Consider the following 26,615-nt stretch of genomic DNA (forward strand, 5'->3'; position numbering starts at 1 on the left):
CCATGAACCTGTCAGGAAACTGGAACTACCCCACAAGCGTTCGTTTCGGTGTGGGGCGCATCGCCGAACTGGCCGAGGTCTGTCGCAGCCAGGGTATCCAGCGCCCCTTGCTGGTGACCGACAGCGGCCTGGCGCGCGCGCCGATCACCACGGCGGCGCTGGACGCATTGCGCGCCGCCGGTCTTGGCGTGGCGCTGTTTTGCGACCTCAAGCCCAACCCGGTGGAAGCCAACCTGGCCGGCGGGCTCGACGCCTGGCGTGCCGGCCAGCACGATGGCGCGATCGCTTTCGGCGGCGGCAGTGGCCTGGACATGGGCAAGCTCATTGCCTTCATGAGCGGCCAGACCCGCCCGGTCTGGGACTTCGAAGACATCGGCGACTACTGGACCCGCGCCGACGACAGCCGCATCGCCCCGGTCATTGCCGTGCCGACCACGGCGGGAACCGGTTCCGAAGTCGGTCGTGCGGCGGTGATCATCGACGAGCGCACCCACACCAAACGCATCATCTTCCACCCGAAAATGATGCCGCGGGTGGTGATCAGCGACCCGGCCCTCACCGTCGGCATGCCGGCCAAGATCACTGCTGGCACCGGCATGGACGCGTTGTCCCATTGCCTGGAAGCGTACTGCGCCCCCGGCTTTCACCCCCTGGCCGATGGCATTGCCGTGGAAGGCATGCGCCTGGTGGCCAACTCACTGGTGAAGGCGGTACACACGCCATCGGACCTTGAAGCCCGCGCGCAAATGCTCGCGGCGGCGGCCATGGGCGCCACGGCATTCCAGAAAGGCCTGGGCGGGATGCATGCACTTTCCCATCCGGTGGGTGCGCTGTACGACACCCATCACGGCATGACCAATGCCACCTTCATGCCCTATGTGCTGCAGTTCAATCGCTCGGCCATCGAGGAGCGCATCACCCGCCTGGCGGCGTACCTGCGCCTGCCCTCCCCGGGGTTCGACAGTTTCCTGGCCTTCGTCCTCAAACTGCGCAAGGACATCGGCGTGCCCCATACCCTGTTTGAACTGGGCGTGGATGACCGGCAGGCCGACCTGATCGCCGACATGGCGATTGTCGACCCTTCCGCCGGTGGCAACCCGCTGCCGTTGACCCGGGACGGCGTGGCAAAGATTTTCGACGCGGCGTTTCACGGCCGTCTGTAGAGCAGTCGCCTGGCCGGCACTGCGCATGGACAGGTGTGATCCGATAGCGACAGGAGCAGTACGACAAGGGGTTGAAGCCAGCCCATCCGGCCCGCCGGATGGTTGCGTATGAACACCTGAAGGGGCACACATCATGAACCCAGCAAGCCAGCCGGGCACCGAAACACACGACGATGACGTCAAGGTGCTGCACAGCATGGGCTATGCCCAGCAACTCTCACGACGAATGGGGGTTTTCTCCAACTTCGCCATCTCCTTTTCGATCATCTGCATCCTCTCAGGTGGCATCAACTCCCTGGCCCAGGGCACCTCGGGCGCGGGGGGAATATCCATCGGCATCGGCTGGCCGATCGGCTGCCTGATCTCCGGGGTATTCGCCATGGCCATGGCACAGATCTCCTCGGCCTACCCCACCGCTGGCGGCCTGTACCACTGGGGCTCGATCCTCGGTAATCGCTTCACTGGCTGGCTGACCGCGTGGTTCAACCTGCTGGGGCTGGTCACGGTGCTGGGCGCGATCAACGTCGGCACCTATTATTTCTTTTTCGGTGCCTTCGGACCGGCACTGGGCATGGAGGACACGACCACGGTCCGGGTGATTTTCCTGGCGATCCTCACCGGCCTGCAGGCCTTGTGCAACCACTTGGGCATCGGCCTGACGGCCGGGCTCACCGACTTTTCCGGCTACCTGATCTTCGGCACGGCGCTGGCCCTGACCATCGTCTGCCTGATGTCGGCACCCAGCTATGAATTCGCCCGGCTGTGGACCTTCGGCAACTACTCCGGCGAGGCGGGGGGCGGCGTCTGGCCGCAGGTCTCCAACGGCTGGGTGTTCATGCTCGGCCTGCTGTTGCCGATCTACACCATCACCGGCTATGACGCCTCCGCGCACACTTCCGAGGAAACCCGCAACGCGGCCATGTCGGTGCCGCGCGGCATGGTCATGTCGGTGGTCTGGTCGTTGCTGTTCGGCTGGCTGATGCTCAGCGCGTTCGTGCTGATGCTGCCGAACATGGACGAGGCGGCCAAGCAAGGCTGGAACGTGTTTTTCTGGGCCATGAACACCCAGGTCAACCCGACCTTGAAACTGGTGCTTTACGTGGCGATCTTCGTCTCGCAGGTGCTCTGCGGGCTGGCCACCGTCACTTCGGTTTCACGGATGATCTTCGCGTTCTCCCGGGACGGCGGCCTGCCCTGCTCAAAAGCGCTGTCGTCGGTCTCATCGACCCATCGCAGCCCGGTCGCGGCCATCTGGACAGGTGCCACCCTCGCGGTGTTGTTCGACTGGGGATCGTCGGTGATCTCGATCGGGGCAACGCCGGTCTATACGATCGTGGTGTCGTGCACGGTGATCTTCCTGTTCTTCTCCTTCGCCATTCCCATCGTGCTCGGCCTGTTTACCTATGGGACCTCGAAGTGGCCGACCATGGGGCCGTGGAACATGGGGCGTTTCTGGTACTCGGTATTCGCCATTCTCTCGATCCTGTCGATGATCATCATTTTCGTCATCGGCATCCAGCCACCGAACGATTGGGCGCTGTACATCACCATCGGCTTCCTGGTGCTGACGGCCATCGTCTGGTTCGGCTTTGAAGCCCGGCGCTTCCAGGGGCCGCCGGTGGGCGACATGATCGTCAAGCGCCAGGCTGAAATTGCTGCGGCGGAGGCGGCGTTGGACCGAAAATAGAGCAAGCAATGAGTAACCTGTAGGAGCGGGCTTGCCCGCGAAAGCGGCGTGTCAGGCGACATTGATGCTGAACGTGCCGGCCCCTTCGCGGGCAAGCCCGCTCCCACAAGGATTTCAGTGTTCAAACCCTTAACTGATTGGCATTAGCCCGATCTACCGGGCTTTTTTGTATGGCGATGATTTATCCTGCGCCTCCCCAATTTCACCCCGGAGACACCTGTGCCCGCCCTCACCGCCCGCGAGGTTTACCAGCCGTTGCGCGATGCCGCCCAGGGCATTTGCACCTTCCAGCGAATCGACGACGTCTGCGAGTCTGGCCATGTACGGGTCGACATCGACGGCTGGCAACTGACACTGGAGGTCGACGCCGGCCACTTGCGCCACTGCCTGCATGGCCAAAGCCCCGATGGCCGTGAATATGTGTTCGACAACGGGCAACGCTTCGGCACCGATCCGGTGAGTTTGCTCAGCACCTGGGAGCTGGCGCAGATTGAACGGTTGCTGGCCTGAATCCTTTGCAACCTGTCGTTCCCTGGCCGCACTTGTGATAAACAAGCCGGAGTGTTTTTCGCGTCCAAGGAGGTTCTGCCCATGCCCCGTTCCCCACGCCTGCCGCACTGGCTGGCCTGCGCCCTGCTCGGTTTGTTCGCTGGCGGCGTCCAGGCCGGCACGACGCCCCCGCCGCCCGACGCCTTGCAACCCTTGCTGGCGACGATGAATGAGCGGTTGTACATCAGCGAACTGGTGGCGCTGACCAAGTGGGACAGCGGCAAACCCGTCCAGGACAACGCCCGGGAAGCGCAAGTCATCGCCAACGCCAGGAAGCAGGCGGCCCAGCGCCAGCTCGACCCCGACGATGTCGCCGACCTGATCGCCGCCCAGATCGAAGCCAGCAAACTGGTGCAATACGGTCGAATTGCGCAATGGCAAGCGGCGCACAAGGCACCGGACACGCCACGGCCGGACCTGGGCAACGATATCCGTCCTCAACTCGACACCCTGCAAAGCCAGCTGCTCACGCAGTACGCCGCATTCCTGCCCTACCGCAAAGACCCGAACTGCCCGCAATGGCTGGCCACCGAACGCTCCGCGCTGATCAAGGATTACCTGCATGGCCAGGCGATGATTCGTGCGACCGGAGAGCTATGTGTTGCGGGGCGATAACGTCAAATGAGCCACACTGAAACCCTCGCCAAAGTCCTCCTCGGCCCGTTGTTGCTGGCGCAGGGTCTATACACGCGGCGCGTGACGCCCAAGTTGCCGGAGGCCGAAGGTGAACGCCACGGCGAATCCGGCAGCGGCGATGTTCTGCGCTTGTTGATTGTCGGCGACAGCGCCGCTGCAGGCGTCGGTGCGGCGACTCAAGGTGAAGCTCTCAGCGGGCGGCTGGTGGAGCGCCTGGCCGATGGTTACCAGGTGGCCTGGAAACTCTGGGCGCGCACAGGTCTGGATTCCCAAGGGTTGCTGGAGCTGCTCGAACAGCATGCACCCGAGCCGTTCGATGTGGCGCTGTTGTCGATTGGCGTCAACGATGTCACCAGCTCACTCACCCTGGATCAGTGGCTCGCCCGGCAACAGCGCTTGATGGCGCTGCTGTGCGACAGGTTCGCGGTGAGGCAGATTGTGGTGACGCCACTTCCGCCGATGCATTTGTTCCCCGCGCTGCCGCAACCCTTGCGCTGGTTCCTGGGATTCAGGGCGCGGCGTTTCAATGCACATTTGGCGGATCTGGCCGCACACCTGGATCAATGTACGATGCTGACGACCCCGCTGGCGCCCGAACCGGGCTTGATGGCCAGTGATGGTTTTCATCCGGGGCCGATGCTCTACCGTCAATGGGCCGACGATGCCGCCTGGGTCATCGACCAACGCTTTCGCAGCACAACAATAAAAAACAGGAGTTGAAGATGTCCGAGCTGAACCTGAACCACAACGTCGCAGCATCCCTGAAGCAGTGGCACGCAATGATCGGCAACCGCGACTTGAGCGGCTTGCCGGAACTGCTCGATCCACAGGCGGTGTTCCGTTCACCGATGGCGCACACGCCATATCCGGGGGCGCCGGTGGTGTCGATGATCCTCAATACGGTCATGAACGTGTTCGAGGACTTTGCCTATCACCGCGAACTGGCGTCGGCGGATGGCTTGAACGTGATTCTCGAATTCAGCGCCGGGGTCGGCGGGAAAGAGCTCAAGGGCATCGACATGATCCGCTTCAACGAACAGGGCAAGATTGTCGAGTTTGAAGTGATGGTACGGCCGCTCAGTGGCTTGCAGGCGTTGGGTGAAGAAATGGGGCGGCGGTTGGGGGCTTATCTGAAGGCCAGCAAGGCCTGATTTCCTGATTCACCAACAACCCCTGTGGGAGCGAGCTTGCTCGCGATAGCGGTGGGTCAGTGAACAATATATTGACTGACACTCCGCCATCGCGAACAAGCTCGCTCCCACAGGTTTTGTGTTTAGCCTGAAATCAGGGGCAATCCGTTAGACCATCGGCTGATGACTGGTCACGCAATGAATCCCGCCACCACCGGCGGAGATCGCATCGATGTCGAGTTGCACCACCTTGCGGTCCGGGTAGAGTTCAGACAGCAGGTCGAAGGCTTTGGCATCGGCTTCTTCGTCACCGAATTGCGCAGCGATGATCGCGCCGTTGATCACGAAGTAGTTGATGTAGCCCGCGGCGAAGTCCTTATTGTCTTTGCTGAACCGGCTGTTGCGCGGGTTGAGCGGCGGCGACACGGTATGCACCTGCAACTTGCGGCCATCGGCATCGGTGGCGTTTTCGAGGATCTGCAGGTGGGCGCGAGTGACCTTGTAGTCGTAGGACTCGGGGTCGTTGTCGAGGTTGGCGATGACCACGCCGGGCTTGACGAAGCGCGCATAGAAGTCGACGTGGGCGTCTGTGATGTCCTTGCCCTTGATGCCCGGCAGCCAGATGATTTTGCGCAGCCCCAGGCGTTCTTTCAGTTCTGCCTCGACCTCGGCCTTGGTCCAGTCGGGATTGCGATTGCGGTTGATCCAGCTGCTTTCGGTCATGATCCCGGTGCCGTGGCCATCCACTTCGATGCCTCCGCCCTCGCCCACCAGTTCGCTGCGCAGGTAATCCGCCTTGGCGTTTTCCGCGACCTGGGCGGCCAGTTGCGCATCGTCCGCATGCTGCTGTTTGTTGCCCCAGCCGTTGAAGTTGAAGTCCACCGCACCAAGGCCGCCGTTGCCATCGACGACAAAATTGGCGCCGATGTCGCGCATCCAGATGTCATCCAGTTCGGTGATCACGAAGGTGGTGTTGTGGCTGCCGCATTTGGCTTCGGCCAGGCGCCGTTCGCTCTGGCGACAGAACACCGTGACTGGCTCGTATTCGGCAATGCTGCGGGCGATCCGGCCAAGGGCGTCTTGCACGTGGGGCGTGAAGTCCTCCCAGATCGCGGCCTGTGCACCGAAGGCGATGAAAGCCCGCTGGTGTTTGTCCCCTTCATCGGGCATGTACCCATTGCCTTTGTCGGCCGCTCGCACCGGCAGGCCGGCAAAGCCCAATCCCATGGACGCCACCGCGCCCAGCCCGGCGGCGACCGATACCTGCTTGATGAATGTTCGACGTGTCGGCATATGTTTTCCTGAAATCGAGGTTTGGCCGGCCTTCGGGCCGGCCGGTGATCAGTTAACGGTAGCGGTCTTGAATTTGGTCCAGGTGCGCATGCGTGCCCGCATGTCGGCCTGGGGAATGTCCTTGCCGGGAATCAGCCGTGCGTAAGTGGCTTCATCAAGGTAGATGTCCGGGTTGTTGCGCATCGCGGCATCGACGTCCGGGCGTGCCTTGGCGTTGGAGGTCGGGTAGCCGGTGAAGTTGCTGATGGCCGCCATGTTCTGCGGGCGCATCACGAAGTTGATGAACGCGTAGGCGTATTCCGGGTGCCGGGCGTCGACGGGAATGGCCATGGTGTCCATCCACACCGTGGTGCCTTCGCGGGGGATGCGGTAGTGGAAGGTGGTTTTCTTGCCGGCGCTGTCCGACGCGCGCTGCGCCTGGGTCATGTCGCCGCTGTAGCCCAGGGACATGCACAGGTTGCCGTTGACCAGGTCGGTCACCGGTTGCGACTGGAACTTGCGAATGTGCGGCCGCAACTTCATCAGCAAGTCACTGGCCGCCGCCAGGTCCGCCGGTTTGGCGCTGCGCGGGTCGCGACCGAGGTAGTTGAGCACCACCGCCAGTACTTCGTCCGGTGAGTCGATCATCGAGATGCCGCAGTCGGCGAATTTCGCCGCCAGCTCCGGTTTGAACAGCATGTCCAGGCTATTGACCGGCGCGTCCGGCGCACGCTGGGTGATCTGCTCGGCGTTGTAGGTAAGACCGATGGTGCCCCAGGTGTACGGCACCGTCGCTTTGCTCGAATATTCATAACGCGAGCGCAGTTTCTGTAACCCGGGCTCAATATCAGCCATCGCAGCAATTTTTGACTGATCCAGCGGTTGCAGGCTGCCGGCACGCATCAAGCGTTCAGCCACGGTGTCTCCGGGGAAGATCAGGTCGTAACCGCTGCCGCCAGCCAGCATCTTGGCCTCAAGGGTTTCACTGCCTTCCATGACGTCGTAGATCACCTTGATCCCGGTTTCGGCGGTGAACTTGCTCAGGGTGTCCTCGGCGAAATAATCGGCCCAGTTGTACAGCCGCAGGGTTTTCTCCTCGGCGTGCAGAGCAGGCACCGCACAGCTCAGCGCCAGCCCCATGGCCAGGCTCAGCTTGTTGATAGTGTTCATGTCACACCCCTTGGGTTGCCCAGCGTGAATGGATCTGACGACCGTCCTGGGTCAACAAGGCGCCGTACATGTCCGGACGGCGGTCGCGGTAGATGCCCCAGGTCAGGCGGTCTTCGCGCATGGCCGCCAGGTCCAGGCTGTGAACCAGCACGCCGGTGCTGTCGCGGTCGGCTTCGGCGAGCAACTTGCCCTTGTGGTTGCAGATGAACGACGAGCCGTAGAAGTTCATTTGCAGGGTCGGGTCGGTGGTCGCCGCTTCCCGGCCGACACGGTTGGCCGCCACCACCGGCAGCAGGTTGGCGGCAGCGTGACCGCGCATGGTCATCTGCCAGTGATCCCGGGAATCGAGAGTGGCGCAGCCCGGTTCGGAGCCGATGGCGGTCGGGAACAGCAGCACTTCAGCGTCCATCAAGGCCAGGCAGCGCGCGGTTTCCGGGAACCACTGGTCCCAGCAGATGCCCAGGCCGATGCGCCCGAACGCGGTGTCCCAGACCCGGAAACCGCTGTCGCCGGGGCTGAAGTATTCCTTCTCCTGATAGCCGATGGCGTTGGGGATGTGGGTCTTGCGGTACACGCCCAACAGGCGCCCGTCGGCGTCGGCCACGCTCAATGAATTGAAGTAGGCGTTGCCGGCCTTCTCGTACCAACTCAGCGGCAGCACCACGCCCAACTCTTTGGCCAATGCAGCAAAGCGCTGGAGCACATGGCTGTCGCGATACTCCTCGGCCAGCGCCAGGTGTTTGTGGTGTTGCTCGATGCAGAAGTACGGCGTGGCAAAAAGCTCCTGCAACAGGATGACCTGCGCGCCCTTGGCCGCGGCCTCGCGGACCAGTTGCTCGGCCTGGTCGAGGTTGTGTTTCAGGTCCCAGGTGCAGGGCATCTGGGTGGTGGCGATGGTCAGCAGAGTCATGGCATCAACCCCGCACCGGCCAGACCGGCTGTTGCTGGGTGATGCAATGCACACCGCCGCCGCCATGGGCTAGATGGTTGATCCGCACCGGCACCACTTCGCGTCCGGGGAACGCCTGCGCCAGAACTTCGGCCGCGACCTTGTCGGCATCGATACCATAGGCCGGCATGATGATCGCACCGTTGGCGATGTAGAAATTGGTGTAGGAGGCGCAGAACACTTCGGCCTCAGTGTCCACCGCATCGGAGGCTTCATAGAGTTCGATCAGCTCGAACTTGCGGCCCTGGGCATCGGTGGCCAACTCAAGGGCGCGACGGTTTTCCCGTGCGACTGCGGCGTACACAGAGCTCTGGTCGTGGGTGGCGTCCACCAGCAACACGCCGGGGCGGGCAAAGGCGCACACACCGTCGACGTGGCCATCGGTCATGTCGCCGGTCACGTAGTCCGGATCGCCCGGCAGCCAGATGGTTTTCTTCACGCCCAGCAGGCGGCTGAAGATCTCTTCGATCTCGGCCTTGCTCACGCCCGGGTTGCGGTTGGGGTTGAGCAACACCGATTCGGTGGTGATAAGCGTGCCCTCGCCGTCCACGTGAATGGCGCCACCCTCGTTGCTCAGCGCCGTGCCGAAACACTCCAGCCCCAAACGATTGAGCGCGCGGCGGGCCAGGCTTTCGTCCAGATCGTGGGCCGACTTGCCGCCCCACGCATTGAAGCGCCAGCTCACACCGGCCAGGCCTTGCTGCGGGTGGCAAACGAAGCTCGGGCCGGAATCGCGGCACCAGCTGTCGTTGACCGCCAGTTCGATCAATTCGATATTCGGCCCGCACAAGGCCTTGGCGCTGGCGACGGCTGACGGATCGACCACCAGCTTCACCGGCTCGAAGCGGGCGATGGCGTTGGCCACCCGGGCGAAGTCTTCTTGAACCTGTGGCAGTGTCACCCGCCAGCCTGACTCCCACAGGGTCTTGTTGTGCGGCCAGACCATCCAGGTGGCGGCGTGGGCGACCCACTCGGCCGGCATCGTCCAACCGCTGTTTTGAATTACGTTCTGCTGCATGACAAGCACCTCTGAGTTAAGTCATTGTGTTCAATGAAAACGGCCTTGGCGGTCTTGGCATGCATGCTACGGCTGGAAAAACGGGCAAACAAACGATGGATTTTGCAGACAACTGATTAGAGGAACTTATCGATATGCTCAAACACTGGCCGCCCCTGAGCACCTTGCGCGGCTTCGAAGCCGCCGCCCGGCTGGGCAGTTTTCACAAGGCCGCCGATGAGTTGCACCTCACCCAATCGGCGATCAGCCAGCAGATCCGCAGCCTTGAGGCCTACCTGGAACAACCGCTGTTCCATCGCAGCGGGCGCAGCGTCAGCCTGACCGATGCCGGGCACGACTTGCTCAGCACCACCCAGGCGTTGTTGCAGCAACTGGCGGTGGGCATTCGCCGGTTGGGGCAATACCAGAAACCCAATCAACTGGTGCTCAACACCACCCCGGCGTTTGCCCGGCACTGGTTGTTGCCGCGTCTGGGGGATTTTCGTCGCCAGCATCCGCAGGTCGATCTGTGGATTTTCAGCACCGATGAGGTGCCAGACATGGCCAGCCAGACCATCGACCTGGCGGTGCGCGACGACATCGGTTCCCAGGCCGAATGCAGTTTCAGGGTGCTGCACGCCGACCGCCTCTACCCGGCGTGTCACCCGAGCCTGTTGGCCGTGCCGGTGGAGCAGCGCACTACCCTGCATGGCGAGCGGGAAATGGATTGGAGCCACTGGGCGGTGGAATCGGGCATTGATGTGGGGCAGATGGATCAGGGGCTGAATTTTTCCGATCCGGGTTTGCTGCTGGACGCGGCCTGCACAGGGCTGGGCATTGCGCTGGTGAGTCAGTTGCTGAGTCGGCAGGCGCGGGCCACCGGGCTGTTGCAGCCGATGGTGGAGCAAACCATCCGCGGCCCGAACTGGGCGCTGCTGACCCACCGTGACAGCGAAAACATCACGATGGCGCGGACCTTCACCCAGTGGCTGGTAGACAACCTGGCGGCCGAGCAGCAGCCCACGGCCTGATCATTGCGCCGGGAAGGTTTGCAGGTAGGCCAGCAGGTCTTCGATTTTTTCCGGATCACTCAGGCCCCAGAAAATCATGCGGGTGCCGGGGACGACTTTCTTCGGCGCTTCGAGGTAGGCGATCAGGGTTTCGCGGTCCCAGACAAGGTTGGCGGATTTCATCGCGTCGGAATACACGTAGTCCGTGGTGACGGCGGAGTGGCGACCGATCACGCCATTGAGTTGCGGGCCGAAGAAGGCGCGAGCCGATTCACCGATCTGATGGCAGCCGCTGCAGAGGCGCTTGTACACTTTCTCCCCGGCCTGGACATCGCCCGCAGCAAGGGTGGGAGTGCTGAGCAGGACTGCGGTGAGCGCCAGGGCGAGGGTCGGGGCGGCGATTTTGTTCATGCTGCGTTTCCAGTCTGCGAGTGCTCGCTATTGGAACATGGATTTTCAGCATCCTGATGAATGTCCATCAAGCTGTCATCGAATCGTCATGAACCGGACGCCATACTCAGGTCATCCAATGCGTGCTTTATCTTTCTGCTGCCAGTCCCGGCAGCTTTTTTTTGCCTGAAATTCTGCTTACAGACACTCCTGCGCCGCACGCTCGAAAAAACAGTGCGCATGTATCAGGTCCTGAATAGAAATCCACGGTGGATCGGCTTGCCCGCCGCTCAATGGGCGTCGGGCTGATTAATTGGTTGTTGCGGTTAATCCGGCAGTCACCAGCGCCTTCAACGACGCATCGAACTGTTTCAGCGCGGTCAGTTGCAGGTCGCGTTGCTGTTCGATTTGCGCCGCGATTTCGGGCGCTGTCTTGTCATGCACCCACACCGACGGCAGTTGTTTTTCCACCGTGCCTTCGGCCTTGCCGATGTACTGCAGGTTGGCGTCGTAGAACCGCGCAGCGAAACGCGCCTCGACCCGGTCGTTACGCTGGGTCAGCAACTGGTTATGGGTATCGAGCATCACCACCACATCGGGATGGGCTTGCACCAGGGCATCAAGGTTGTCGTAGACAGTCACCGACACAAAGGTGTTGTGCAGCGAACTCATCAGCCAGTCAATGGCCAGGTCCGGATCGGAGCTGTTGACGAACGCCTGGCGAATCCGCGCATCCAGTGCGTTTTTCGCACCGTTGACGGCCACCGAGTGGTATTGCTCAAGGTATTGCAGGTTTTCCACGGTGTTTTCGCTGTAGAGCACCCCGACCGTTTGCCCGTATTGCAAGCCGCCCTGGCCAGCGGTGATGGGCGGCAGATGGCAGGTGCGTGCGTCTTCGGCAAAGGCCGATGCGGTGGATACGACACTGCCCAGCAACAGGGCAATCACAGCCAGTCGGGTCAAGATTTTCATCGCGCAGGTTCCTTGAGCAGCGTGTTCAATGCCGGCAATTTTCCGCCTTTGCGCAAAAAACAGAACTTGCGATTCTTGATGGTGACTATTGACTGAACCAATAGTGCGGCGACGCCGCCTACTCTCTGGCGCAAAATTACCGGTCTATGTCGAACAAGCGGCTGTGCCGGGCGCCCAGGGTTGATTACAGTGGCGACTGCCCTCAAAACCTGATCAAGGAACGAAACAATGGTGACCTGCTACCTCAAATACGTGCTCGATCCCTACCAGCTCGAAGCGTTCGAGCACTACGGCAAGCTGTGGATTCCCCTGGTGGAAAAGTTCGGCGGCCAGCACCACGGCTACTTTTTGCCGTCGGAGGGTGCCAACAACATCGCCCTGGCGTTGTTCACCTTCCCCAGCCTGGCGGCGTACGAGCATTACCGGCAGCAGTCGATGAACGATCCAGAGTGCATCGCGGCGTTCAAGTATGCCGAAGAGAAGAAATTCATCCTCAGCTACGAACGTTCGTTCATGCGGCCGGTGTTTGGCTGACTGGATCGCTGAGTCAGTCTTTTTTCAGATCCAGGCAATAGGTGTAGTAACCGGGGTCGCGCACCCAGCCCAGGGATTCATACAGGTGCTGGGCGGTGAGGTTGTCGGTGGCGGTTTCCAGGGTCATGCCTTTGCCGCCGGCCAGCTTCGCAAAATCCCGGGCGGTGTTCATCAGCAAGGTACCGGCACCTTTGCCCCGGGCGGCGGGCGTGGTGAACAGATCACCGAGCAGCCAGGTACGATGGGCGTCGATCGAGGAAAAGGTCGGGAACAGCTGGACGAAGCCGAGGTTTTCACCGTCGCTGTCCTGGGCCAGAAATATCACCGATTCATCCCGGGCAAGGCGCTCGGCGATGAAGGCGCGTGATTGCGCAAGGTTTGACGGCTGCTTGTAGAACATCCGGTAGGCGTCAAACAAAGGGGCGATCTGATCGATGTGCGATGTGTCGGCGCGCAGGGCCTGAATAGCCATGAGGGTGCTCCATTGCGGTCTCAAGGAGTTACAGACTAGCAATGGAGGTGAAGCCGAGAGGGACTTTTTTCAAAGTAAGTTTCAAAGCAAGATCAAAAGATCGCAGCCTGCGGCAGCTCCTACATTGGAATGAGTTTCCCGTAGGAGCTGCCGCAGGCTGCGATCTTTGCTTTTGGATCAGACCCGCACGTTACGCCCCGGCAACGAAGTACGCTGGCTGCTTTCCCAGCCCTCCACCAGCCCCACCGGCACATCCGCTGACGGCAACATCTGTGCGCCACGCACCAGATCCGAGGCCCGCTCGGCGAGCATGATGGTCGGCGCATTGAGGTTGCCGTTCGGCTCGGTCGGGAACACCGACGAATCGATCACTCGCAGACCGGCGATGCCGCGCACGCGCAATTCGGAATCGACCACCGCCATGTCGTCCTCGCCCATGCGGCACGAACCGCACGGGTGGTAGGTGCTTTCCAGGTTGTCGCGCACGAAGGCGTCGAGGTCTTCATCGCTGGTCACCTGGGCACCCGGGGCGATTTCGCCGTCGCGGAAGCGGTCCATGGCTTTCTGGCCGATGATCTCGCGGGTCAGGCGAATGCAGCGACGGAAGCCCTCACGGTCCTCTTCCCGCTCCAGATAGTTGAAGCGGATTTCCGGATGCTCGTACGGATCGGCTGAGCGAACCCGCACATAACCACGACTTTTCGGCTTGTTCGGCCCGGTCAGCACCATGAAGCCATGGCCCTTGATCGGTTTGTTGCCGTCGTAGCGCATCGCCGCCGGCAGGAAGTGGAACTGGATGTCCGGCCAGCGCAGGCCCTTCTCGGAGCGGATGAAGCCACCGGCCTCGAAGTGGTTGGTGGCGCCCAGGCCGTCCTTGAACAGCAGCCAGCGCAGACCGATCATCAGCTTGCTCAGCGGGTCCATCTTGTTGTTGAGGGTCACCGGTTCCTTGCAGCCGAACTGTATGTACACCTCGGCGTGATCCTGCAGGTTCTCCCCTACTCCCGGCAGGTCATGGCGTACGCCGATCCCGGCCTTGCGCAGGACGTCCGCCGGGCCGATGCCCGAGCGTTGCAGCAGGTGCGGCGAGCCGATTGGCCCCGACGAGATCAGCACTTCGCGGTTGCAATACACCTGGTGGGTCTGGCCACCATGGTCATACATGACCCCCACCGCCCGCTTGCCTTCAAGAATGATCTGGCGGGTCATCGCATGGGTAATCACCGTCAGGTTCGGACGACCCATGGCCGGGCGCAGATAGGCGTTGGCCGTGGAGCAGCGCACACCGTTCTTCACGGTCATGTGCATCGCGCCGAAACCTTCCTGCATGTAGCCGTTGCAGTCTTCGGTCTTGATGTAGCCCGCTTCCGCGCCGGCTTCGACCCAGGCACCGTACAGCGGGTTTTTCATGTGGTTGCCGTTGGTGGTGTGCAGCGGCCCGGTCTGCCCGCGATAGCTGTCGCCACCCGACTCGTAGCTCTCGGCGCGCTTGAAGTACGGCAGGCAGTTGCGATAGCCCCAACCTTCGGCACCCAGGGATTCCCACTCGTCAAAGTCCAGCGCATGGCCACGAATGTACACCAGGCCGTTGATCGACGAGGAGCCGCCCAGCACCTTGCCCCGTGGGCAGTGAATGCGTCGGCCGTTAAGGTGGGTCTCCGGCTCGGTTTCGTAGCGCCAGTTGTACTTCTTGGTGTTCATCGGGATCGAGAATGCGCTCGGCATCTGAATCACTACGCTCTTGTCACTGCCGCCGAATTCCAGGACCAGCACCGAGGTGGCCGGGTCTTCGCTCAGGCGGTTGGCCAACACACAACCCGCCGAGCCTGCGCCAATGATGATGTAGTCGTATTTTTGTGTAGCCATTTTTTGCGTGGTCATTCTTTGTGTGGTCATAGTTATCTCCCGACCGTCGATTCAGTGAATACCCGCGGTGGCTGCTGTTTGTGGGTCAGCGTGTCGCCGGTGGTGTATTGCGGGGAGTTTTTTTCGATCTGCTGGATCACCGCCTCTTCGCGTTTCAGATCGATCGAGCGGCTCAGCCAGTAGTACGCCACGCCCGACACGATCAGCCCGACCAGCCAGGCGATGTCGATGCTGCCCAGTGCCTTGGCGAGCGGGCCGACATACACCTCGCGCTGTTCAACGCCGTCGAAGATGTAGAAGAACGGGATCATCGAGATAAAGCCGATGGCATAGGCGGCGATACCGCGCAGTCCCCAGCTGCCGTAGATGTTGCCGTGGGGCATGAAGAAGTGCGGGATGGCGTAGCGGCCTTTGCGCACGAAGAAGTAGTCGGTGAGGTTGACCGAGGTCCAGGGCACCAGGAAGTACAGCATCACCACCAGGTAGATCCCCAGCACCGACAAGCCTTTGCCGGAACTCTGGATGCTCAGGGCCACGCCCAGTTGCAGCAGGATCACGAAGCCGATGGCCAGGATGCGTGCCTTGCGGGTGGGTTCGATGTGCTTGATCGAGTCGACACAGGTCAACGTGGTCAGCTTGGCGCTGTAGATGTTCATCGCGATCACCGGCAGGAACGCCAGGATGGTGACCACCACCACCGCCGTGCCCACCAGTGGCGACACGGTGTTGCCGACTTGTCCGAGGGCCACCAGCACGTCAGTGGTGTGCAGGTGATCGGCCAGCCAGCCACCGACGGAAATCATCCATGCACCGGACAGAGAAGCTCCGAGGAACACCACGGCGATCAGCTTGCCGCTGGAGGTGTTTTTCGGCAGGTAGCGCGAGTAGTCCGACACATAAGGCGCATAGGCGATGTTGTAGCTCGCGGCCGCCGCAAACTGCGCGATGAAACCGGTCCAGTTGAAACCCAGCGGCTCACGGGCCACTTCGCCCTCCGCGAGTGCCGGCAGCACCGCATCCGGCACCCAGCCCATCACCACCGCCATGGTCACCAGGCCATACAGCGGCAACGACAGGTACAGCGCCCATTTGAAGCTGCGGTGCATCCAGTCATGGCCGAGAATCGCCAGCACCGCCGCCGGTATGGTCACCGCCACCGCGATCACTGCGGGGCTGAACCCGAACAGCGTGTGCAGCCCCTGCATCATCAACACCAGGTTGACGATGTTGAAGCCGGCGAACACGAACAGCGTCGCCAGCAACACCAGGATCACCCCGCGATAACCGAACTGCGCGCGGGACTGGATCATCTGCGGCAGGCCAAGGTGCGGGCCCTGGGAGCCGTGAAAGGCCATGAACAATGTGCCGAACATGATGCCCAGCGTGCCGGCCAGCGTGGTCCAGAGCGCGGTCAGGCCGACGCTTGGGCCAACGAAGCCGATGGTCATGGTGAAGAAGGTGAAGTTGCCGAGGAACCAGAACGGGCCCTGACTGGCCAGCTTGTCGGTGCGCTCGTTCTCGGGGATGAAGTCAATCGAATGCCCCTCGACGACGGATTTTTCGTCGAGGCTCGACACGCTCGGGGCGGACTTGGCGTTAGTGTTCATGATGGACTCTTATTGTTGGAAGATCATGACGAGATAACCGCGTTCTTTCGGGTGAACGACTCCCACAGGGATTGAGTCAGTTGCCCGTGCCTACCTGGCGTTGTTGCTGGAATCGAAAACCTGTGGGAGCGAGCTTGCTCGCGATGGGGGCGTGACATGCAACATTGATGTTGGCTGACAGTCCGCTATCGCGAGCAAGCTCGCTCCCACAGGGATTGCATTGTTCCTTGTTTTATCTGATCAGCATCAGCTTGGCAGCGTGATCCACACCGCCTTGGTTTCGAGCAGGTAATCGAGCTGCTCGGCGCCCAGGTCCTTGCCGAATCCGGACTGTTTGTAGCCACCGAACGGCATCGACGGATCGAGGGTGCCGTGGGCGTTGACGTAGACCGAGCCTGCCTTCAAGCGTGGGATCAGGCTGTGCACCTTGCCCAGGTCGTTGGAATACAGTGCCGCAGCCAGGCCGTAAGGCGAGTCGTTGGCCAGGGCCAGTGCGTCTTCCTCGTCATCGAACGGTGCGGTGACCAGCACCGGGCCGAAGATTTCTTCCTGGACGATGCGCATGTCATTGCGGCAGTTGGCGAAGATGGTCGGCTCGACGAAGAAGCCAGGGCCATCGATCGGTTGGCCGCCGTAGACCAGTTCGGCGCCTTCGGCCTTGCCGGTTTCGATGTACTCGGTCACGCGCTGCTTTTGCAGGGCCGAAACCAGTGGGCCGATGAAGCAGTCCGGATCCAGGCCCGGGGCCATTTTCAGGGTGCGCGTGTAGGCGATCAACTCACGCAGGAATTCGTCGTAGACACTGCTATGAATATAGGCCCGTGTACCGGCGTCGCATACCTGCCCGGAGTTGAAAAACACCCCGTTGGCGACCGCTTGGGCGGCGGCCGGGATGTCGGCGTCGGCGCAGACGATGACCGGTGATTTACCACCGAGTTCGAGGGTCAGGCGCTTCATGTCATCCAGCGCTGCGCGGCCGACAGTCTGGCCGACCGGGGTCGAACCGGTGAAGGTCAGTTTGTCGATGCCGGGGTGGGTGGCCATGGCCGCACCGACCACACTGCCGCGCCCGGTGACGATGTTGATCACGCCATCCGGAATGCCCGCTTCCTGCACCAGTTCAGCAAAACGCAGGGCCGACAACGAAGTCAGTTCGGCGGGCTTGACCACCACGGTGCAACCGGTCGCCAGCGCCGCGCCGAGCTTCCAGGCCATGGTTTGCAGCGGGAAGTTCCATGGCACGATGGCACCGACTACGCCGACCGCTTCCTTGCGGGTATAGGCCAGGTAATTGCCAGGCAGCGAGGGTTCGACGGTACGGCCGTGCAGCTTGGTGGCCCAGCCGGCGAAGTAACGCAAGGTATCAACGGTGCCCTGGATGTCCACGTCCTTGGCGAAGGCTACCGATTTGCCCATGTCGATCGATTCGATTTCCGCGAGCTCCGCGGCGTTCTGTTCGATCAGGTCGGCCAGGCGTTGCATCATGCGCTCGCGCTCGGCCGGTTTGGCCTGACGCCAGGCGCCGCCGTCGAACTGCGCGCGGGCGGCTTGCACGGCGCGGTCCAGGTCATCGGTGGTGCCCATGGGAATGCGGGTGATCAGGCCTTCGGTCGAGGGTTCGATCACATCGGAAGTCTGGCCGTCGCTGGCTTCGACCCAGGCGCCGCCGATGAACATTTTCTGGACCTTGCTGAGGAAGGTCTGGGTGGCTTCGCTGACGCCGTATTTTTGCAGGTAACTTTTGACGATCGTGTCCATTTTTGTTCTCTCTGCCCGGCAGTCAGAGCCTGCCGGGTCACTGGTTTCGATGATCAGGCTGATGCGGCTTCGCTCTCGGCGGCTGCCCGCACCTTGCCACGCTCGTGGAAGATGAAACCGATGCTGTTGAGCAGCAGTTGCGCGGCCAGGATCGAGGTCATGCCGGTCGGGTCGTAGACCGGTGCCACTTCCACCAGGTCCATGCCGACGATGTTGCCTTTGCTGCGCTTGGCCAGGGCCTGGATGATTTCCAGCACTTCGTAGTAGAGGAAGCCGCCGTGGCTCGGGGTGCCGGTGCCGGGGGCGATGGACGGGTCAAAACCGTCGATGTCGATAGTGATGTAGTAGTTGATGTCCTGCGGGATCAGCGCCAGCACACCCTCGACGCCAAGGCGACGCACATCACGCACCGAGAGGATTTTCGAGCCGGCTTCATGGGCTGCTTCGTAGTCGTCGCGGTTGGACGACGAGACGTTGCGGATACCCATCTGGGTCATGCCGACAATGTGGTTCATTTCCGAGGCGCGGCGCAGCGGGTTGCCATGGCCGTAGCGCACACCGTGGCGTTCGTCGACGAAGTCCAGGTGCGCATCGAAGTGGATGATGTGGATCGGGCCGCGGCCTTCGAAGGCCTTGATCACTGGCGCGTGCACCGAGTGGTCGCCGCCGAGCACCACCGGCATCACGCCAGCATCGAGGATCTTGCGCACGGCGTATTCGGTGTTCTTGTTGCTGGTGACCATGTCGGTGTGAACGATGTCGGCATCACCGACGTCGACCATGCGCACGTCCGATGCGGTGAGGTACATCACGTCATCTTCGTGGTCGTAGGCGCCGGCGTGGCCGAAGGAAAACAGCGTCGATGCTTCGCGAATCCCGCGTGGTCCGAAGCGTGCGCCGGAGCGCCACTGGGTGCCCATGTCGTTGGGCACGCCGAGCACCGCGACGTCGGCATCCAGTGCATCCCAATCGGTGCACACCGGGGATTTGCCAAAGGTGCAATGACCCACGAATGGCAGGTTCAGGCGACCGGATTCATAACCGTTGTTCGACATTTCTAGCCTCTCCACTTCTTGTTATCGGCTTGGCGGACTGCAAGGCGACCGCCGTTGGAAAGACTATGGGCGCAGGTTTTCGTGGAAAAAATGCTAAACATCAGATACTCATATCGGTATTCCCGATGCATCCCCATGCCGGAGGCCCAAGATGATCCAGCTGCACGATGTCGACCTGAAACTGCTCAGGGTGTTTGCCACGATTGTCCGCTGCGGCGGCTTCTCGGCAGCGCAGGCGGCGCTCAATGCCGGGCAGTCGACCATCAGCGAACAAATGACCCATCTGGAAACCCGCCTCGGGGTCAAACTCTGCCAGCGTGGGCGCAGCGGCTTCCGCCTGACCGAACAAGGGGTGGCGATCCATGAAGCCACCCAGCGCCTGTTGTCGGCGGTGGAGAACTTCTGCATGGACGCCGACGTGCTCAAGCAGCACATCAGCGGCAAGCTCAACCTGGGGATCATCGACACCACGATCACCGACCCGGATTCGCCGATTCCGCGCACCACCCAGCGCTTCGTTTCACGGGGTCATGACGTACACCTGAACGTGTACGTCGGCACCCCGGCGGAACTCGAAGAACGGGTGCTCGACGGCCGCCTGCACCTGGCCATCGGGCACTTCCCGATCCATGTGCCGGGCCTGCTGCAATCACCGCTGTACCAGGAAGCCCTGGGTTTGTATTGCGGCCGGCGCCACCCTTTGTACGGCAGCCACGCCGAAGGTGAGGAGCTGCTCGAAGAAGTCGCTGCGGGGCGCATCGTCGTGCGCGGCTACATGCAGCAATACGACCTCGAACACCTGGGCGTCAGCAAGGCGGCCGCCACCGTGGACAACATCGAAGCCACGGCGATCCTGATCATTTCCGGCGCCTACCTGGGCTTCCTGCCTGAGCACTTCGCCGCCCAATGGGTCAAGAGCGGCGAGATGCACCAGTTGGCCCCCGGGAGTCTGCGCCTGAAATCGCCTTTCGACGTAATCACCCGACGCGGCACGGCACCGCCACCGATCCTGCAAGCGTTCCTCGAGGACCTGGCCGCCAGCGCCCGTAAAACCGGCCAGCCGTGATGTGACGCTCGCCAAATTCAAATTTTGCCGGGCATACTGATTCGGTTCGTCAACCTTGCAGGCCCGTCATGCGCATCCACGTCACCTTCATCGACCGCGTCGGCATCACCCAGGAAGTGCTGGCCCTGCTCGGTGGTCGCAGTTTCAACCTCGACGCCGTGGAGATGGTGCCGCCGAACGTCTACATCGACGCCCCGACCCTCGGCGCCGAAGTGCTCGAAGAACTGCGCGAGGCGCTTTTCGACGTGCGCGGCGTGCAAGCGGTGACCATGGTCGACATCCTTCCGGGGCAACGCCGGCGCCTGCAACTGGACGCGTTGCTGGCCGCCAGTTCCGACCCGGTGCTGGCGGTGGATGATCGAGGCCATGTGCTGCTGGCCAACCCGGCGCTGATCGCCCTCTGCGGCCGCGAACCGGCCGGTGAATCCCTGACCGCACTGTTCGACGATGCCGATTTGCAACGCACCTTGATCGCTCAGCATTTCCGCCTGCCGATGCACGAGGTCAGCCTCGGCGGCCAGACGCTGCTGCTCGACGCGATGCCGATCACCGACGCCGGCGCCCTGCTCACCCTGTATCAACCCAATCGCATCGGTGAACGCCTGTCGGCACTGCACCATGACCATGCCGAAGGCTTCGATGCGCTGCTCGGCGAATCGCCGCCGATCCGTGCACTCAAGGCCCGCGCCCAACGAGTGGCGGCCCTCGATGCGCCGCTGCTGATCCAGGGCGAAACCGGCACCGGCAAGGAACTGGTGGCCCGTGCCTGCCATGCCATCAGCCCACGGCACGATGCGCCGTTTCTGGCCCTGAACTGCGCGGCACTGCCAGAGAGCCTCGCCGAAAGCGAGCTGTTCGGCTATGCCCCCGGCGCCTTCACCGGCGCGCAACGGGGCGGCAAGCTCGGCCTGCTGGAACTGGCGGATCAGGGCACGGTGTTCCTCGATGAAGTGGGGGAAATGTCGCCCTATCTGCAAGCCAAGTTGCTGCGTTTCCTGAGCGATGGTTGCTTCCGCCGGGTCGGTGGCGACAAAGAGGTCCGGGTCAATGTGCGGGTGCTCAGTGCGACCCACCGCGACCTGGAAAAAATGGTCGCCGAAGGGCGTTTTCGCGAAGACCTGTTCTACCGCCTCAACGTGCTCAACCTGCAAGTACCGCCGCTGCGCGAACGCGGTCACGACATCCTGTTGATGGCCAATCACTTCATGCAACAGGCCTGCGCGCAGATCCAGCGACCGGTGTGTCGTTTGGCACCGAGCACCTTCAGCGCCCTGCTCGGCAACCGCTGGCCGGGCAACGTGCGGCAATTGCAGAACGTGATCTTTCGCGCGGCGGCGATTTGCGAAAATCCGCTGGTGGACATCGATGACCTCGACATTGCGCGCACGGCGGTAGAGCGGCAAAACGACGGCGAAGTCGGCAGCCTGGAAGAAGCGGTTGGCGACTTTGAGAAGAACCTGCTGGAACAGCTGTATCGCAGCTATCCGTCCAGCCGGTTGCTGGCGGCGCGGTTGCAGACGTCCCATAGCGCGATTGCGATTCGCTTGCGCAAATACGGGATTCCCGCCAAGCCCTGAGTGATCTGTCGGAACACATTGTCACCGACAACACATTCCCCTGTGGGAGCGAGCTTGCTCGCGATGAGGGAGTGTCAGTCGATATCAATGTGACTGTCATACCGCTATCGTCGGAACGCCGCCCGGAGCAAGCTCGCTCCCACAGGGGACCAGTGTTGTTGCTGAATTCCTCGTCTGCAAATCGATACAGCGTAGCGAAATCAAGACAATCCCTTCCACGCCAGCAATCACGGCGCTTGCCTCCAAGGGCATACTTGCTTGTATTGAATTCAATACGGGTGAGATATCACAAACACTACACAAACAACTCAAGCCATTGATTTAAAACAATTAATCAACCTTGGCACCACCCTTGCTATCACTCCTGCAACCCGCTCGTCACCCCGCCACGAGCCTTAAAACAATAAGGAGTTGATATGAGCCAATTGCGTTTTACCGTCGATCACGAATGGTTGCGCCTTGAGAGCAATGGCCTGGTCACCGTCGGCATCACGGCGTTTGCCCAGCAGGCGCTAGGGGATGTGGTGTTCGTTCAGGTGCCTGAACTGGGCGCCTTCGATGCAGGCGCTGAAGTGTCGGTGCTGGAATCGGTGAAAGCCGCCAGCAGTATCGGCATGCCGCTGGACGGCGAAGTGGTCGAGATTAACGCGACGCTGGAGAGCACCCCGGAACTGGTCAACGAAGATCCATTGGGCGAAGGCTGGTTCTTTCGCTTCAAACCGGTCGATGCCCTGGCGCTGAGCGATCTGCTGGATCAAGACGCCTATGAACGACTGACCGCAGAACACGCCGACGCTTGAAGCCATCCCGGGCATTTCCCGAATCCGCAAAAGGACCACACCATGTTCAGCAAACACGACCAGATCAAAGGCTATGACGACGAACTGCTGGCGGCGATGAACGCCGAGGATGCGCGGCAGGAACACCATATCGAACTGATCGCCTCGGAAAACTACACCAGCCAGCGGGTGATGGAGGCACAAGGCAGCGGCCTGACCAACAAGTACGCCGAAGGGTATCCGGGCAAGCGTTACTACGGCGGCTGCGAGCACGTCGATGTGGTCGAGCAACTGGCCATCGACCGCGCCAAACAACTGTTCGGCGCCGACTATGCCAACGTCCAGCCGCACTCCGGCAGCCAGGCCAACGCCGCGGTTTATCTGGCATTGCTGCAAGCCGGCGACACCGTGCTGGGCATGAGCCTGGCCCACGGCGGTCACCTGACCCACGGCGCCAAGGTGAGTTTTTCCGGCAAGCTGTACAACGCCGTGCAGTACGGCATCGACACTACCACGGGCCTGATCGATTACGACGAAGTCGAGCGCCTGGCGGTCGAGCACAAGCCGAAGATGATCATCGCCGGGTTCTCGGCCTATTCGAAGACCCTGGATTTCCCGCGTTTCCGCCAGATCGCCGATAAGGTCGGTGCGTACTTCTTCGTCGACATGGCCCACGTCGCCGGGCTGGTGGCAACCGGTCTGTACCCCAATCCCCTGCCCTACGCCGACGTGGTCACCACGACCACCCACAAGACCCTGCGCGGCCCCCGTGGCGGCCTGATTCTGGCCAAGGCCAATGCGGAGCTTGAGAAAAAATTCAACGCCGCGGTATTCCCCGGCGGCCAGGGCGGCCCGCTGATGCACGTGATCGCCGCCAAGGCCGTGTGCTTCAAGGAAGCGCTGGAGCCCGGCTTCAAGACCTATCAGGCGCAAGTGATCCGCAACGCCCAGGCGATGGCGCAGGTGTTTATCGAGCGCGGTTATGACGTGGTGTCCGGCGGTACCGACAACCATCTGTTCCTGGTCAGCCTGATCCGCCAGGGCCTGACCGGCAAGGACGCCGACGCCGCCCTCGGTCGCGCCGGCATCACCGTGAACAAGAACGCCGTGCCCAACGATCCGCAATCGCCGTTCGTGACCTCGGGCTTGCGCATCGGCACGCCGGCAATCACCAGCCGTGGCTTCAAGGAAGCGCAGAGCACTGCGTTGGCCGGCTGGATCTGCGACATCCTCGATCACCTTGGCGATGCCGATATCGAGGCCAATGTCGCCCGGCAGGCGGCCGCCCTGTGTGCCGACTTCCCGGTCTACCGCGACTGATTGCACCACACAAAAACCCTGTGGAAAAAACCCTGTGGGAGCGAGCTTGCTCGCGATGAGGCCATTACATTCAGCATTGATGTTGAATGAAAGTCCGCCATCGCGAGCAAGCTCGCTCCCACAGGGTCTGCTCCCTGCTGCACAAGGAAAGCATCATGAATGCCATTGTCGAATCGACCGGCAAGAGCCCGGCGAAAGTGGAAATCGGCACTAAGCTGCGCGGCGCGCAAAAGGTCGCACGGATTCCGGTGAAGATCATTCCCACGGATGAGTTCCCGCGCAAACCCGACTGGATTCGCGTGCGCATGCCGATCTCTCCCGAGGTCGACCGGATCAAGCAACTGCTGCGCAAGCACAAGCTGCACAGCGTCTGCGAAGAAGCCTCATGCCCGAACCTCGGTGAATGTTTCTCCGGTGGCACCGCGACCTTCATGATCATGGGCGACATCTGCACCCGCCGCTGCCCGTTCTGCGATGTCGGCCATGGCCGGCCCAAGCCGCTGGACGTCAACGAGCCGATGAACCTGGCCGTGGCCATCGCCGAGCTGCGCCTGAAGTACGTGGTGATCACCTCGGTGGACCGCGACGATTTGCGCGACGGTGGTGCCCGACACTTTGTCGATTGCCTGCGGGAAATCCGCAAGCTGTCCCCCGGCATTCAACTGGAAACCCTGGTGCCGGATTATCGCGGACGCATGGACGTGGCCCTGGCGATCACCGCCAGTGAGCCCCCGGACGTATTCAACCACAACCTGGAAACCGTACCGCGCCTGTACAAGGCCGCGCGGCCGGGTTCGGACTTCGAGTGGTCGCTGGACCTGCTGCAGAAATTCAAGCAAGCGGTGCCCCATGTGCCGACCAAATCCGGCCTGATGCTGGGTCTGGGCGAGACCGACGAAGAAGTCATCGAGGTCATGCAGCGCATGCGCGAGCACGAGATCGACATGCTGACCCTCGGCCAATACCTGCAACCCTCGCGCAGTCACTTGCCGGTGCAGCGCTTCGTGCACCCGGACACCTTTGCCTGGTTCGCCGAGGAAGGCACGCGCATGGGCTTCAAGAACGTGGCGTCCGGGCCGCTGGTGCGTTCGTCCTATCACGCCGATCAACAACTTCATGGAGGTACGGACGGTTTCAAGCCATGATGCAATGACTGGTCATGCATGGAGCCGCTTCCGATGTTTCGTTCACCCTGTCTGTTGTTGCTGTGCCTGAGCCTTGCCACGTCGTGCATGGCCGACGAATCGAAACCCGGGCACATGGTGTATGTGCGCAGTGTCGACCCGGGCATCGAGCAGGACATCCGCTACGCCAGCGCGCACAACTTCACCGGGCACCCGCTCGACGGTTACCAGGCAGCGGAATGCCTGCTGTCGGCGGATGCTGCGAAGGCGTTAGCCAGAGTGCAAAGCTCGCTGAAAGCCGAAGGCTACGGCTTGAAGGTATTCGATTGTTATCGCCCGACCCGCGCGGTGGCGGACATGGGCCGCTTCGCCAGCGAACCTGGCGACTCGCTCAAGACCGAGTTCTACCCCCGGGTCGACAAGCAGGACTTCTGGCGCCTGGGGTATGTGGCCCGGGTGTCCAATCATTCCCGGGGAAACACCGTCGACCTGACCCTGACCGGCCCCGAGGCCCTGCCCGCCGACACCTGGACGCCTTCGGCCACGCCGGTGGATTGCACCGCCCCTTACGGCCAGCGCTGGCACGACGGCGCCCTCGACATGGGCACCGGTTTCGATTGCTTCGATGAGCGGGCGCACACCGACTCGGCGCTGATCAACGCCACGGCCAAAGCCAATCGCCAGCGCCTGACCAGTGCCATGGCCAAGGAAGGCTTTGTGGGTTATTCGGCCGAGTGGTGGCACTTCACGTACAGCGGGAATCCGCCGAAGCCGGACGTCATGGACTTCCCCATCACGCCGCTTGCACCATGAACATTCTGCTCAAGGCTCTGTCGGTGGCGCTGTTTCCGCTGGCCGCAATGGCTCAGGGACTCGACGGCAGCGACCAACTGATCGTGGTCACCAGTAAAAGCTGGGATGACATCCAGGGCACTGCCCAGCGCTATGAGCGGCACGGGCAAACCTTCCGGAAATTCGAAGCGCCCTTTGCAGTCGTTCTCGGCAAGAACGGCATGGGCTGGGGCAAGGGGCTGCTCGATATCGAGCAACCTGAAGGACCGGTAAAACAGGAAGGCGATGGCAAGGCGCCGGCTGGGATGTTCAAGCTGGGCACGGCGTTCGGCTACGCGCCTTCGGCCGACACCCGCCTGCCTTATCTAGCGTTGACGCCGACCATCGAATGCGTGGATGACAGCCAGTCCACGCGTTACAACGAACTGGTCGACGGAGCAGTGGTCGATAAAGGCTGGAACAGCTCCGAACGGATGCGCCGCTCGGATGAGTTGTACCGCCAAGGCATCGTCATCCAGCACAACACTCCGGCCACGCCCGCTGCCGGCTCATGCATTTTCTTCCATATCTGGCGCGGCCCCAGTGCACCGACCCGTGGTTGTACAGCCATGGATCCGGCGAACATCGCGCAACTGTTCGACTGGCTGGACCCGGGCAAATCCCCGGTGCTGGTGCAACTGCCCGAAGCGCAGTACGAACAGTTGCGTGAGCACTGGAAACTACCAAAGCGCTAGTCAACT

Annotated in this window: 26 protein-coding genes; 15 read left to right on the plus strand and 11 right to left on the minus strand. The window is 61.9% G+C overall.

Going from position 1 to position 26,615, the window contains the following annotated elements:
* Window positions 1–2: 2 nt before the first annotated feature.
* The 6 genes from AB4O40_RS06840 (at window position 3) to AB4O40_RS06865 (ending at window position 5,186) form a co-directional block, all read left to right on the plus strand.
* Window positions 3–1,163, plus strand: a complete 1,161-nt coding sequence (locus tag AB4O40_RS06840) for an iron-containing alcohol dehydrogenase (protein WP_056723717.1) — start codon at window positions 3–5, stop codon at window positions 1,161–1,163.
* A gap of 133 nt (window positions 1,164–1,296) precedes the next feature.
* Window positions 1,297–2,850, plus strand: coding sequence for an amino acid permease (locus AB4O40_RS06845; RefSeq protein ID WP_460154687.1), 1,554 nt, complete (start codon window positions 1,297–1,299; stop codon window positions 2,848–2,850).
* 219 nt (window positions 2,851–3,069) lie between these two features.
* Complete coding sequence (locus AB4O40_RS06850) at window positions 3,070–3,360, plus strand: DUF7693 family protein (RefSeq protein ID WP_056723720.1); 291 nt, start codon at window positions 3,070–3,072, stop codon at window positions 3,358–3,360.
* A gap of 81 nt (window positions 3,361–3,441) precedes the next feature.
* Window positions 3,442–4,014, plus strand: a complete 573-nt coding sequence (locus tag AB4O40_RS06855) for a chorismate mutase (RefSeq protein WP_056723722.1) — start codon at window positions 3,442–3,444, stop codon at window positions 4,012–4,014.
* Window positions 4,015–4,020: 6 nt separating this feature from the next.
* Window positions 4,021–4,755 (plus strand): SGNH/GDSL hydrolase family protein, encoded by a 735-nt coding sequence (locus AB4O40_RS06860; protein ID WP_409079406.1) that lies wholly within the window; start codon window positions 4,021–4,023, stop codon window positions 4,753–4,755.
* A gap of 2 nt (window positions 4,756–4,757) precedes the next feature.
* Complete coding sequence (locus AB4O40_RS06865) at window positions 4,758–5,186, plus strand: nuclear transport factor 2 family protein (RefSeq protein WP_460055295.1); 429 nt, start codon at window positions 4,758–4,760, stop codon at window positions 5,184–5,186.
* Between the two features lie 147 nt (window positions 5,187–5,333).
* On the opposite strand, the gene AB4O40_RS06870 is transcribed toward AB4O40_RS06865, so the two are convergent.
* Genes AB4O40_RS06870 through AB4O40_RS06885 form a run of 4 tightly spaced genes read right to left on the minus strand, consistent with a single transcriptional unit; the run spans window position 5,334 to window position 9,574 of the window.
* Window positions 5,334–6,458: an agmatine deiminase family protein gene (locus tag AB4O40_RS06870; protein WP_223541427.1), complete on the minus strand. Its 1,125-nt coding sequence runs from the start codon at window positions 6,456–6,458 to the stop codon at window positions 5,334–5,336.
* A 48-nt stretch (window positions 6,459–6,506) separates the two neighbouring features.
* Window positions 6,507–7,607, minus strand: a complete 1,101-nt coding sequence (locus tag AB4O40_RS06875) for an extracellular solute-binding protein (protein WP_056723729.1) — start codon at window positions 7,605–7,607, stop codon at window positions 6,507–6,509.
* Window position 7,608: 1 nt separating this feature from the next.
* Window positions 7,609–8,517, minus strand: coding sequence for an N-carbamoylputrescine amidase (gene aguB / locus AB4O40_RS06880; RefSeq protein ID WP_056723730.1), 909 nt, complete (start codon window positions 8,515–8,517; stop codon window positions 7,609–7,611).
* Between the two features lie 4 nt (window positions 8,518–8,521).
* A complete protein-coding gene (locus AB4O40_RS06885; RefSeq protein ID WP_223541428.1) occupies window positions 8,522–9,574 on the minus strand; it encodes an agmatine deiminase family protein in 1,053 nt (350 codons plus the stop codon).
* A gap of 134 nt (window positions 9,575–9,708) precedes the next feature.
* Between AB4O40_RS06885 and AB4O40_RS06890 the strand changes: the two genes are divergently transcribed.
* Window positions 9,709–10,584 carry a LysR substrate-binding domain-containing protein gene (locus AB4O40_RS06890; RefSeq protein WP_056723734.1) on the plus strand — a complete coding sequence of 292 codons (876 nt, stop codon included), beginning with the start codon at window positions 9,709–9,711 and terminating at the stop codon, window positions 10,582–10,584.
* Here AB4O40_RS06890 and AB4O40_RS06895 read toward each other — a convergent pair whose 3' ends face one another.
* Together AB4O40_RS06895 and AB4O40_RS06900 are read right to left on the minus strand one after the other, a co-directional pair.
* On the minus strand, window positions 10,585–10,974 hold the full coding sequence (locus tag AB4O40_RS06895) for a c-type cytochrome (RefSeq protein WP_056723736.1): 390 nt from the start codon (window positions 10,972–10,974) through the stop codon (window positions 10,585–10,587).
* Window positions 10,975–11,262: 288 nt separating this feature from the next.
* A complete protein-coding gene (locus AB4O40_RS06900) occupies window positions 11,263–11,925 on the minus strand; it encodes an ATPase (protein WP_460055289.1) in 663 nt (220 codons plus the stop codon).
* A gap of 228 nt (window positions 11,926–12,153) precedes the next feature.
* On the opposite strand from AB4O40_RS06900, the gene AB4O40_RS06905 reads away from it, so the two are divergent.
* Window positions 12,154–12,459: an NIPSNAP family protein gene (locus tag AB4O40_RS06905; protein ID WP_056723739.1), complete on the plus strand. Its 306-nt coding sequence runs from the start codon at window positions 12,154–12,156 to the stop codon at window positions 12,457–12,459.
* Window positions 12,460–12,472: 13 nt separating this feature from the next.
* Here the strand turns inward: AB4O40_RS06905 and AB4O40_RS06910 are convergent, their stop codons facing one another.
* From AB4O40_RS06910 to speB, 5 genes are all read right to left on the minus strand, one after another.
* A complete protein-coding gene (locus AB4O40_RS06910; protein ID WP_409079407.1) occupies window positions 12,473–12,931 on the minus strand; it encodes a GNAT family N-acetyltransferase in 459 nt (152 codons plus the stop codon).
* 177 nt (window positions 12,932–13,108) lie between these two features.
* Window positions 13,109–14,797 (minus strand): choline dehydrogenase, encoded by a 1,689-nt coding sequence (gene betA / locus AB4O40_RS06915; RefSeq protein ID WP_056723862.1) that lies wholly within the window; start codon window positions 14,795–14,797, stop codon window positions 13,109–13,111.
* A gap of 32 nt (window positions 14,798–14,829) precedes the next feature.
* Window positions 14,830–16,404: a purine-cytosine permease family protein gene (locus tag AB4O40_RS06920; RefSeq protein ID WP_056723743.1), complete on the minus strand. Its 1,575-nt coding sequence runs from the start codon at window positions 16,402–16,404 to the stop codon at window positions 14,830–14,832.
* Between the two features lie 246 nt (window positions 16,405–16,650).
* Entirely contained in the window at window positions 16,651–18,162 is a 1,512-nt protein-coding gene (locus AB4O40_RS06925) for an aldehyde dehydrogenase family protein (RefSeq protein ID WP_223541430.1), read from the minus strand.
* Window positions 18,163–18,215: 53 nt separating this feature from the next.
* Window positions 18,216–19,217 carry an agmatinase gene (speB, locus tag AB4O40_RS06930; RefSeq protein ID WP_046037917.1) on the minus strand — a complete coding sequence of 334 codons (1,002 nt, stop codon included), beginning with the start codon at window positions 19,215–19,217 and terminating at the stop codon, window positions 18,216–18,218.
* A gap of 151 nt (window positions 19,218–19,368) precedes the next feature.
* Between speB and AB4O40_RS06935 the strand changes: the two genes are divergently transcribed.
* From AB4O40_RS06935 to AB4O40_RS06965, 7 genes are all read left to right on the plus strand, one after another.
* Window positions 19,369–20,283 carry a LysR family transcriptional regulator gene (locus AB4O40_RS06935; RefSeq protein WP_056723746.1) on the plus strand — a complete coding sequence of 305 codons (915 nt, stop codon included), beginning with the start codon at window positions 19,369–19,371 and terminating at the stop codon, window positions 20,281–20,283.
* Between the two features lie 68 nt (window positions 20,284–20,351).
* Window positions 20,352–21,860 carry a sigma-54-dependent transcriptional regulator gene (locus AB4O40_RS06940; RefSeq protein WP_223541431.1) on the plus strand — a complete coding sequence of 503 codons (1,509 nt, stop codon included), beginning with the start codon at window positions 20,352–20,354 and terminating at the stop codon, window positions 21,858–21,860.
* A 416-nt stretch (window positions 21,861–22,276) separates the two neighbouring features.
* A complete protein-coding gene (gcvH, locus tag AB4O40_RS06945) occupies window positions 22,277–22,660 on the plus strand; it encodes a glycine cleavage system protein GcvH (RefSeq protein WP_150725972.1) in 384 nt (127 codons plus the stop codon).
* A gap of 42 nt (window positions 22,661–22,702) precedes the next feature.
* Complete coding sequence (glyA, locus tag AB4O40_RS06950) at window positions 22,703–23,959, plus strand: serine hydroxymethyltransferase (protein ID WP_223541432.1); 1,257 nt, start codon at window positions 22,703–22,705, stop codon at window positions 23,957–23,959.
* A 155-nt stretch (window positions 23,960–24,114) separates the two neighbouring features.
* The gene (lipA, locus tag AB4O40_RS06955) at window positions 24,115–25,104 is read left to right on the plus strand and encodes a lipoyl synthase (protein ID WP_056723755.1); all 990 of its coding nucleotides are present in this window, start codon (window positions 24,115–24,117) and stop codon (window positions 25,102–25,104) included.
* A gap of 33 nt (window positions 25,105–25,137) precedes the next feature.
* Complete coding sequence (locus tag AB4O40_RS06960) at window positions 25,138–25,896, plus strand: M15 family metallopeptidase (RefSeq protein WP_056723757.1); 759 nt, start codon at window positions 25,138–25,140, stop codon at window positions 25,894–25,896.
* Window positions 25,893–26,609 (plus strand): L,D-transpeptidase family protein, encoded by a 717-nt coding sequence (locus AB4O40_RS06965; protein ID WP_223541433.1) that lies wholly within the window; start codon window positions 25,893–25,895, stop codon window positions 26,607–26,609. The genes AB4O40_RS06960 and AB4O40_RS06965 overlap by 4 nt, the downstream gene beginning before the upstream one ends.
* Window positions 26,610–26,615: the final 6 nt, after the last annotated feature.

The sequence above is a fragment of the Pseudomonas sp. S2_F07 genome (assembly GCF_054668325.1).

What these genes read in the sequence shown, in the direction of transcription:
- AB4O40_RS06890 (WP_056723734.1), top strand. Translation starts at nt 9,709, where the DNA reads ATGCTCAAACACTGGCCGCCCCTGAGCACCTTGCGCGGCTTCGAAGCC.
- AB4O40_RS06885 (WP_223541428.1), bottom strand. Translation starts at nt 9,574, where the DNA reads ATGCAGCAGAACGTAATTCAAAACAGCGGTTGGACGATGCCGGCCGAG.
- AB4O40_RS06905 (WP_056723739.1), top strand. Translation starts at nt 12,154, where the DNA reads ATGGTGACCTGCTACCTCAAATACGTGCTCGATCCCTACCAGCTCGAA.
- AB4O40_RS06935 (WP_056723746.1), top strand. Translation starts at nt 19,369, where the DNA reads ATGATCCAGCTGCACGATGTCGACCTGAAACTGCTCAGGGTGTTTGCC.
- AB4O40_RS06940 (WP_223541431.1), top strand. Translation starts at nt 20,352, where the DNA reads ATGCGCATCCACGTCACCTTCATCGACCGCGTCGGCATCACCCAGGAA.
- AB4O40_RS06960 (WP_056723757.1), top strand. Translation starts at nt 25,138, where the DNA reads ATGTTTCGTTCACCCTGTCTGTTGTTGCTGTGCCTGAGCCTTGCCACG.
- AB4O40_RS06840 (WP_056723717.1), top strand. Translation starts at nt 3, where the DNA reads ATGAACCTGTCAGGAAACTGGAACTACCCCACAAGCGTTCGTTTCGGT.
- AB4O40_RS06900 (WP_460055289.1), bottom strand. Translation starts at nt 11,925, where the DNA reads ATGAAAATCTTGACCCGACTGGCTGTGATTGCCCTGTTGCTGGGCAGT.
- gcvH (WP_150725972.1), top strand. Translation starts at nt 22,277, where the DNA reads ATGAGCCAATTGCGTTTTACCGTCGATCACGAATGGTTGCGCCTTGAG.
- AB4O40_RS06845 (WP_460154687.1), top strand. Translation starts at nt 1,297, where the DNA reads ATGAACCCAGCAAGCCAGCCGGGCACCGAAACACACGACGATGACGTC.
- speB (WP_046037917.1), bottom strand. Translation starts at nt 19,217, where the DNA reads ATGTCGAACAACGGTTATGAATCCGGTCGCCTGAACCTGCCATTCGTG.
- aguB (WP_056723730.1), bottom strand. Translation starts at nt 8,517, where the DNA reads ATGACTCTGCTGACCATCGCCACCACCCAGATGCCCTGCACCTGGGAC.
- AB4O40_RS06860 (WP_409079406.1), top strand. Translation starts at nt 4,021, where the DNA reads ATGAGCCACACTGAAACCCTCGCCAAAGTCCTCCTCGGCCCGTTGTTG.
- AB4O40_RS06965 (WP_223541433.1), top strand. Translation starts at nt 25,893, where the DNA reads ATGAACATTCTGCTCAAGGCTCTGTCGGTGGCGCTGTTTCCGCTGGCC.
- betA (WP_056723862.1), bottom strand. Translation starts at nt 14,797, where the DNA reads ATGGCTACACAAAAATACGACTACATCATCATTGGCGCAGGCTCGGCG.
- AB4O40_RS06865 (WP_460055295.1), top strand. Translation starts at nt 4,758, where the DNA reads ATGTCCGAGCTGAACCTGAACCACAACGTCGCAGCATCCCTGAAGCAG.
- AB4O40_RS06895 (WP_056723736.1), bottom strand. Translation starts at nt 10,974, where the DNA reads ATGAACAAAATCGCCGCCCCGACCCTCGCCCTGGCGCTCACCGCAGTC.
- glyA (WP_223541432.1), top strand. Translation starts at nt 22,703, where the DNA reads ATGTTCAGCAAACACGACCAGATCAAAGGCTATGACGACGAACTGCTG.
- AB4O40_RS06870 (WP_223541427.1), bottom strand. Translation starts at nt 6,458, where the DNA reads ATGCCGACACGTCGAACATTCATCAAGCAGGTATCGGTCGCCGCCGGG.
- AB4O40_RS06920 (WP_056723743.1), bottom strand. Translation starts at nt 16,404, where the DNA reads ATGAACACTAACGCCAAGTCCGCCCCGAGCGTGTCGAGCCTCGACGAA.
- AB4O40_RS06925 (WP_223541430.1), bottom strand. Translation starts at nt 18,162, where the DNA reads ATGGACACGATCGTCAAAAGTTACCTGCAAAAATACGGCGTCAGCGAA.
- lipA (WP_056723755.1), top strand. Translation starts at nt 24,115, where the DNA reads ATGAATGCCATTGTCGAATCGACCGGCAAGAGCCCGGCGAAAGTGGAA.
- AB4O40_RS06910 (WP_409079407.1), bottom strand. Translation starts at nt 12,931, where the DNA reads ATGGCTATTCAGGCCCTGCGCGCCGACACATCGCACATCGATCAGATC.
- AB4O40_RS06855 (WP_056723722.1), top strand. Translation starts at nt 3,442, where the DNA reads ATGCCCCGTTCCCCACGCCTGCCGCACTGGCTGGCCTGCGCCCTGCTC.
- AB4O40_RS06875 (WP_056723729.1), bottom strand. Translation starts at nt 7,607, where the DNA reads ATGAACACTATCAACAAGCTGAGCCTGGCCATGGGGCTGGCGCTGAGC.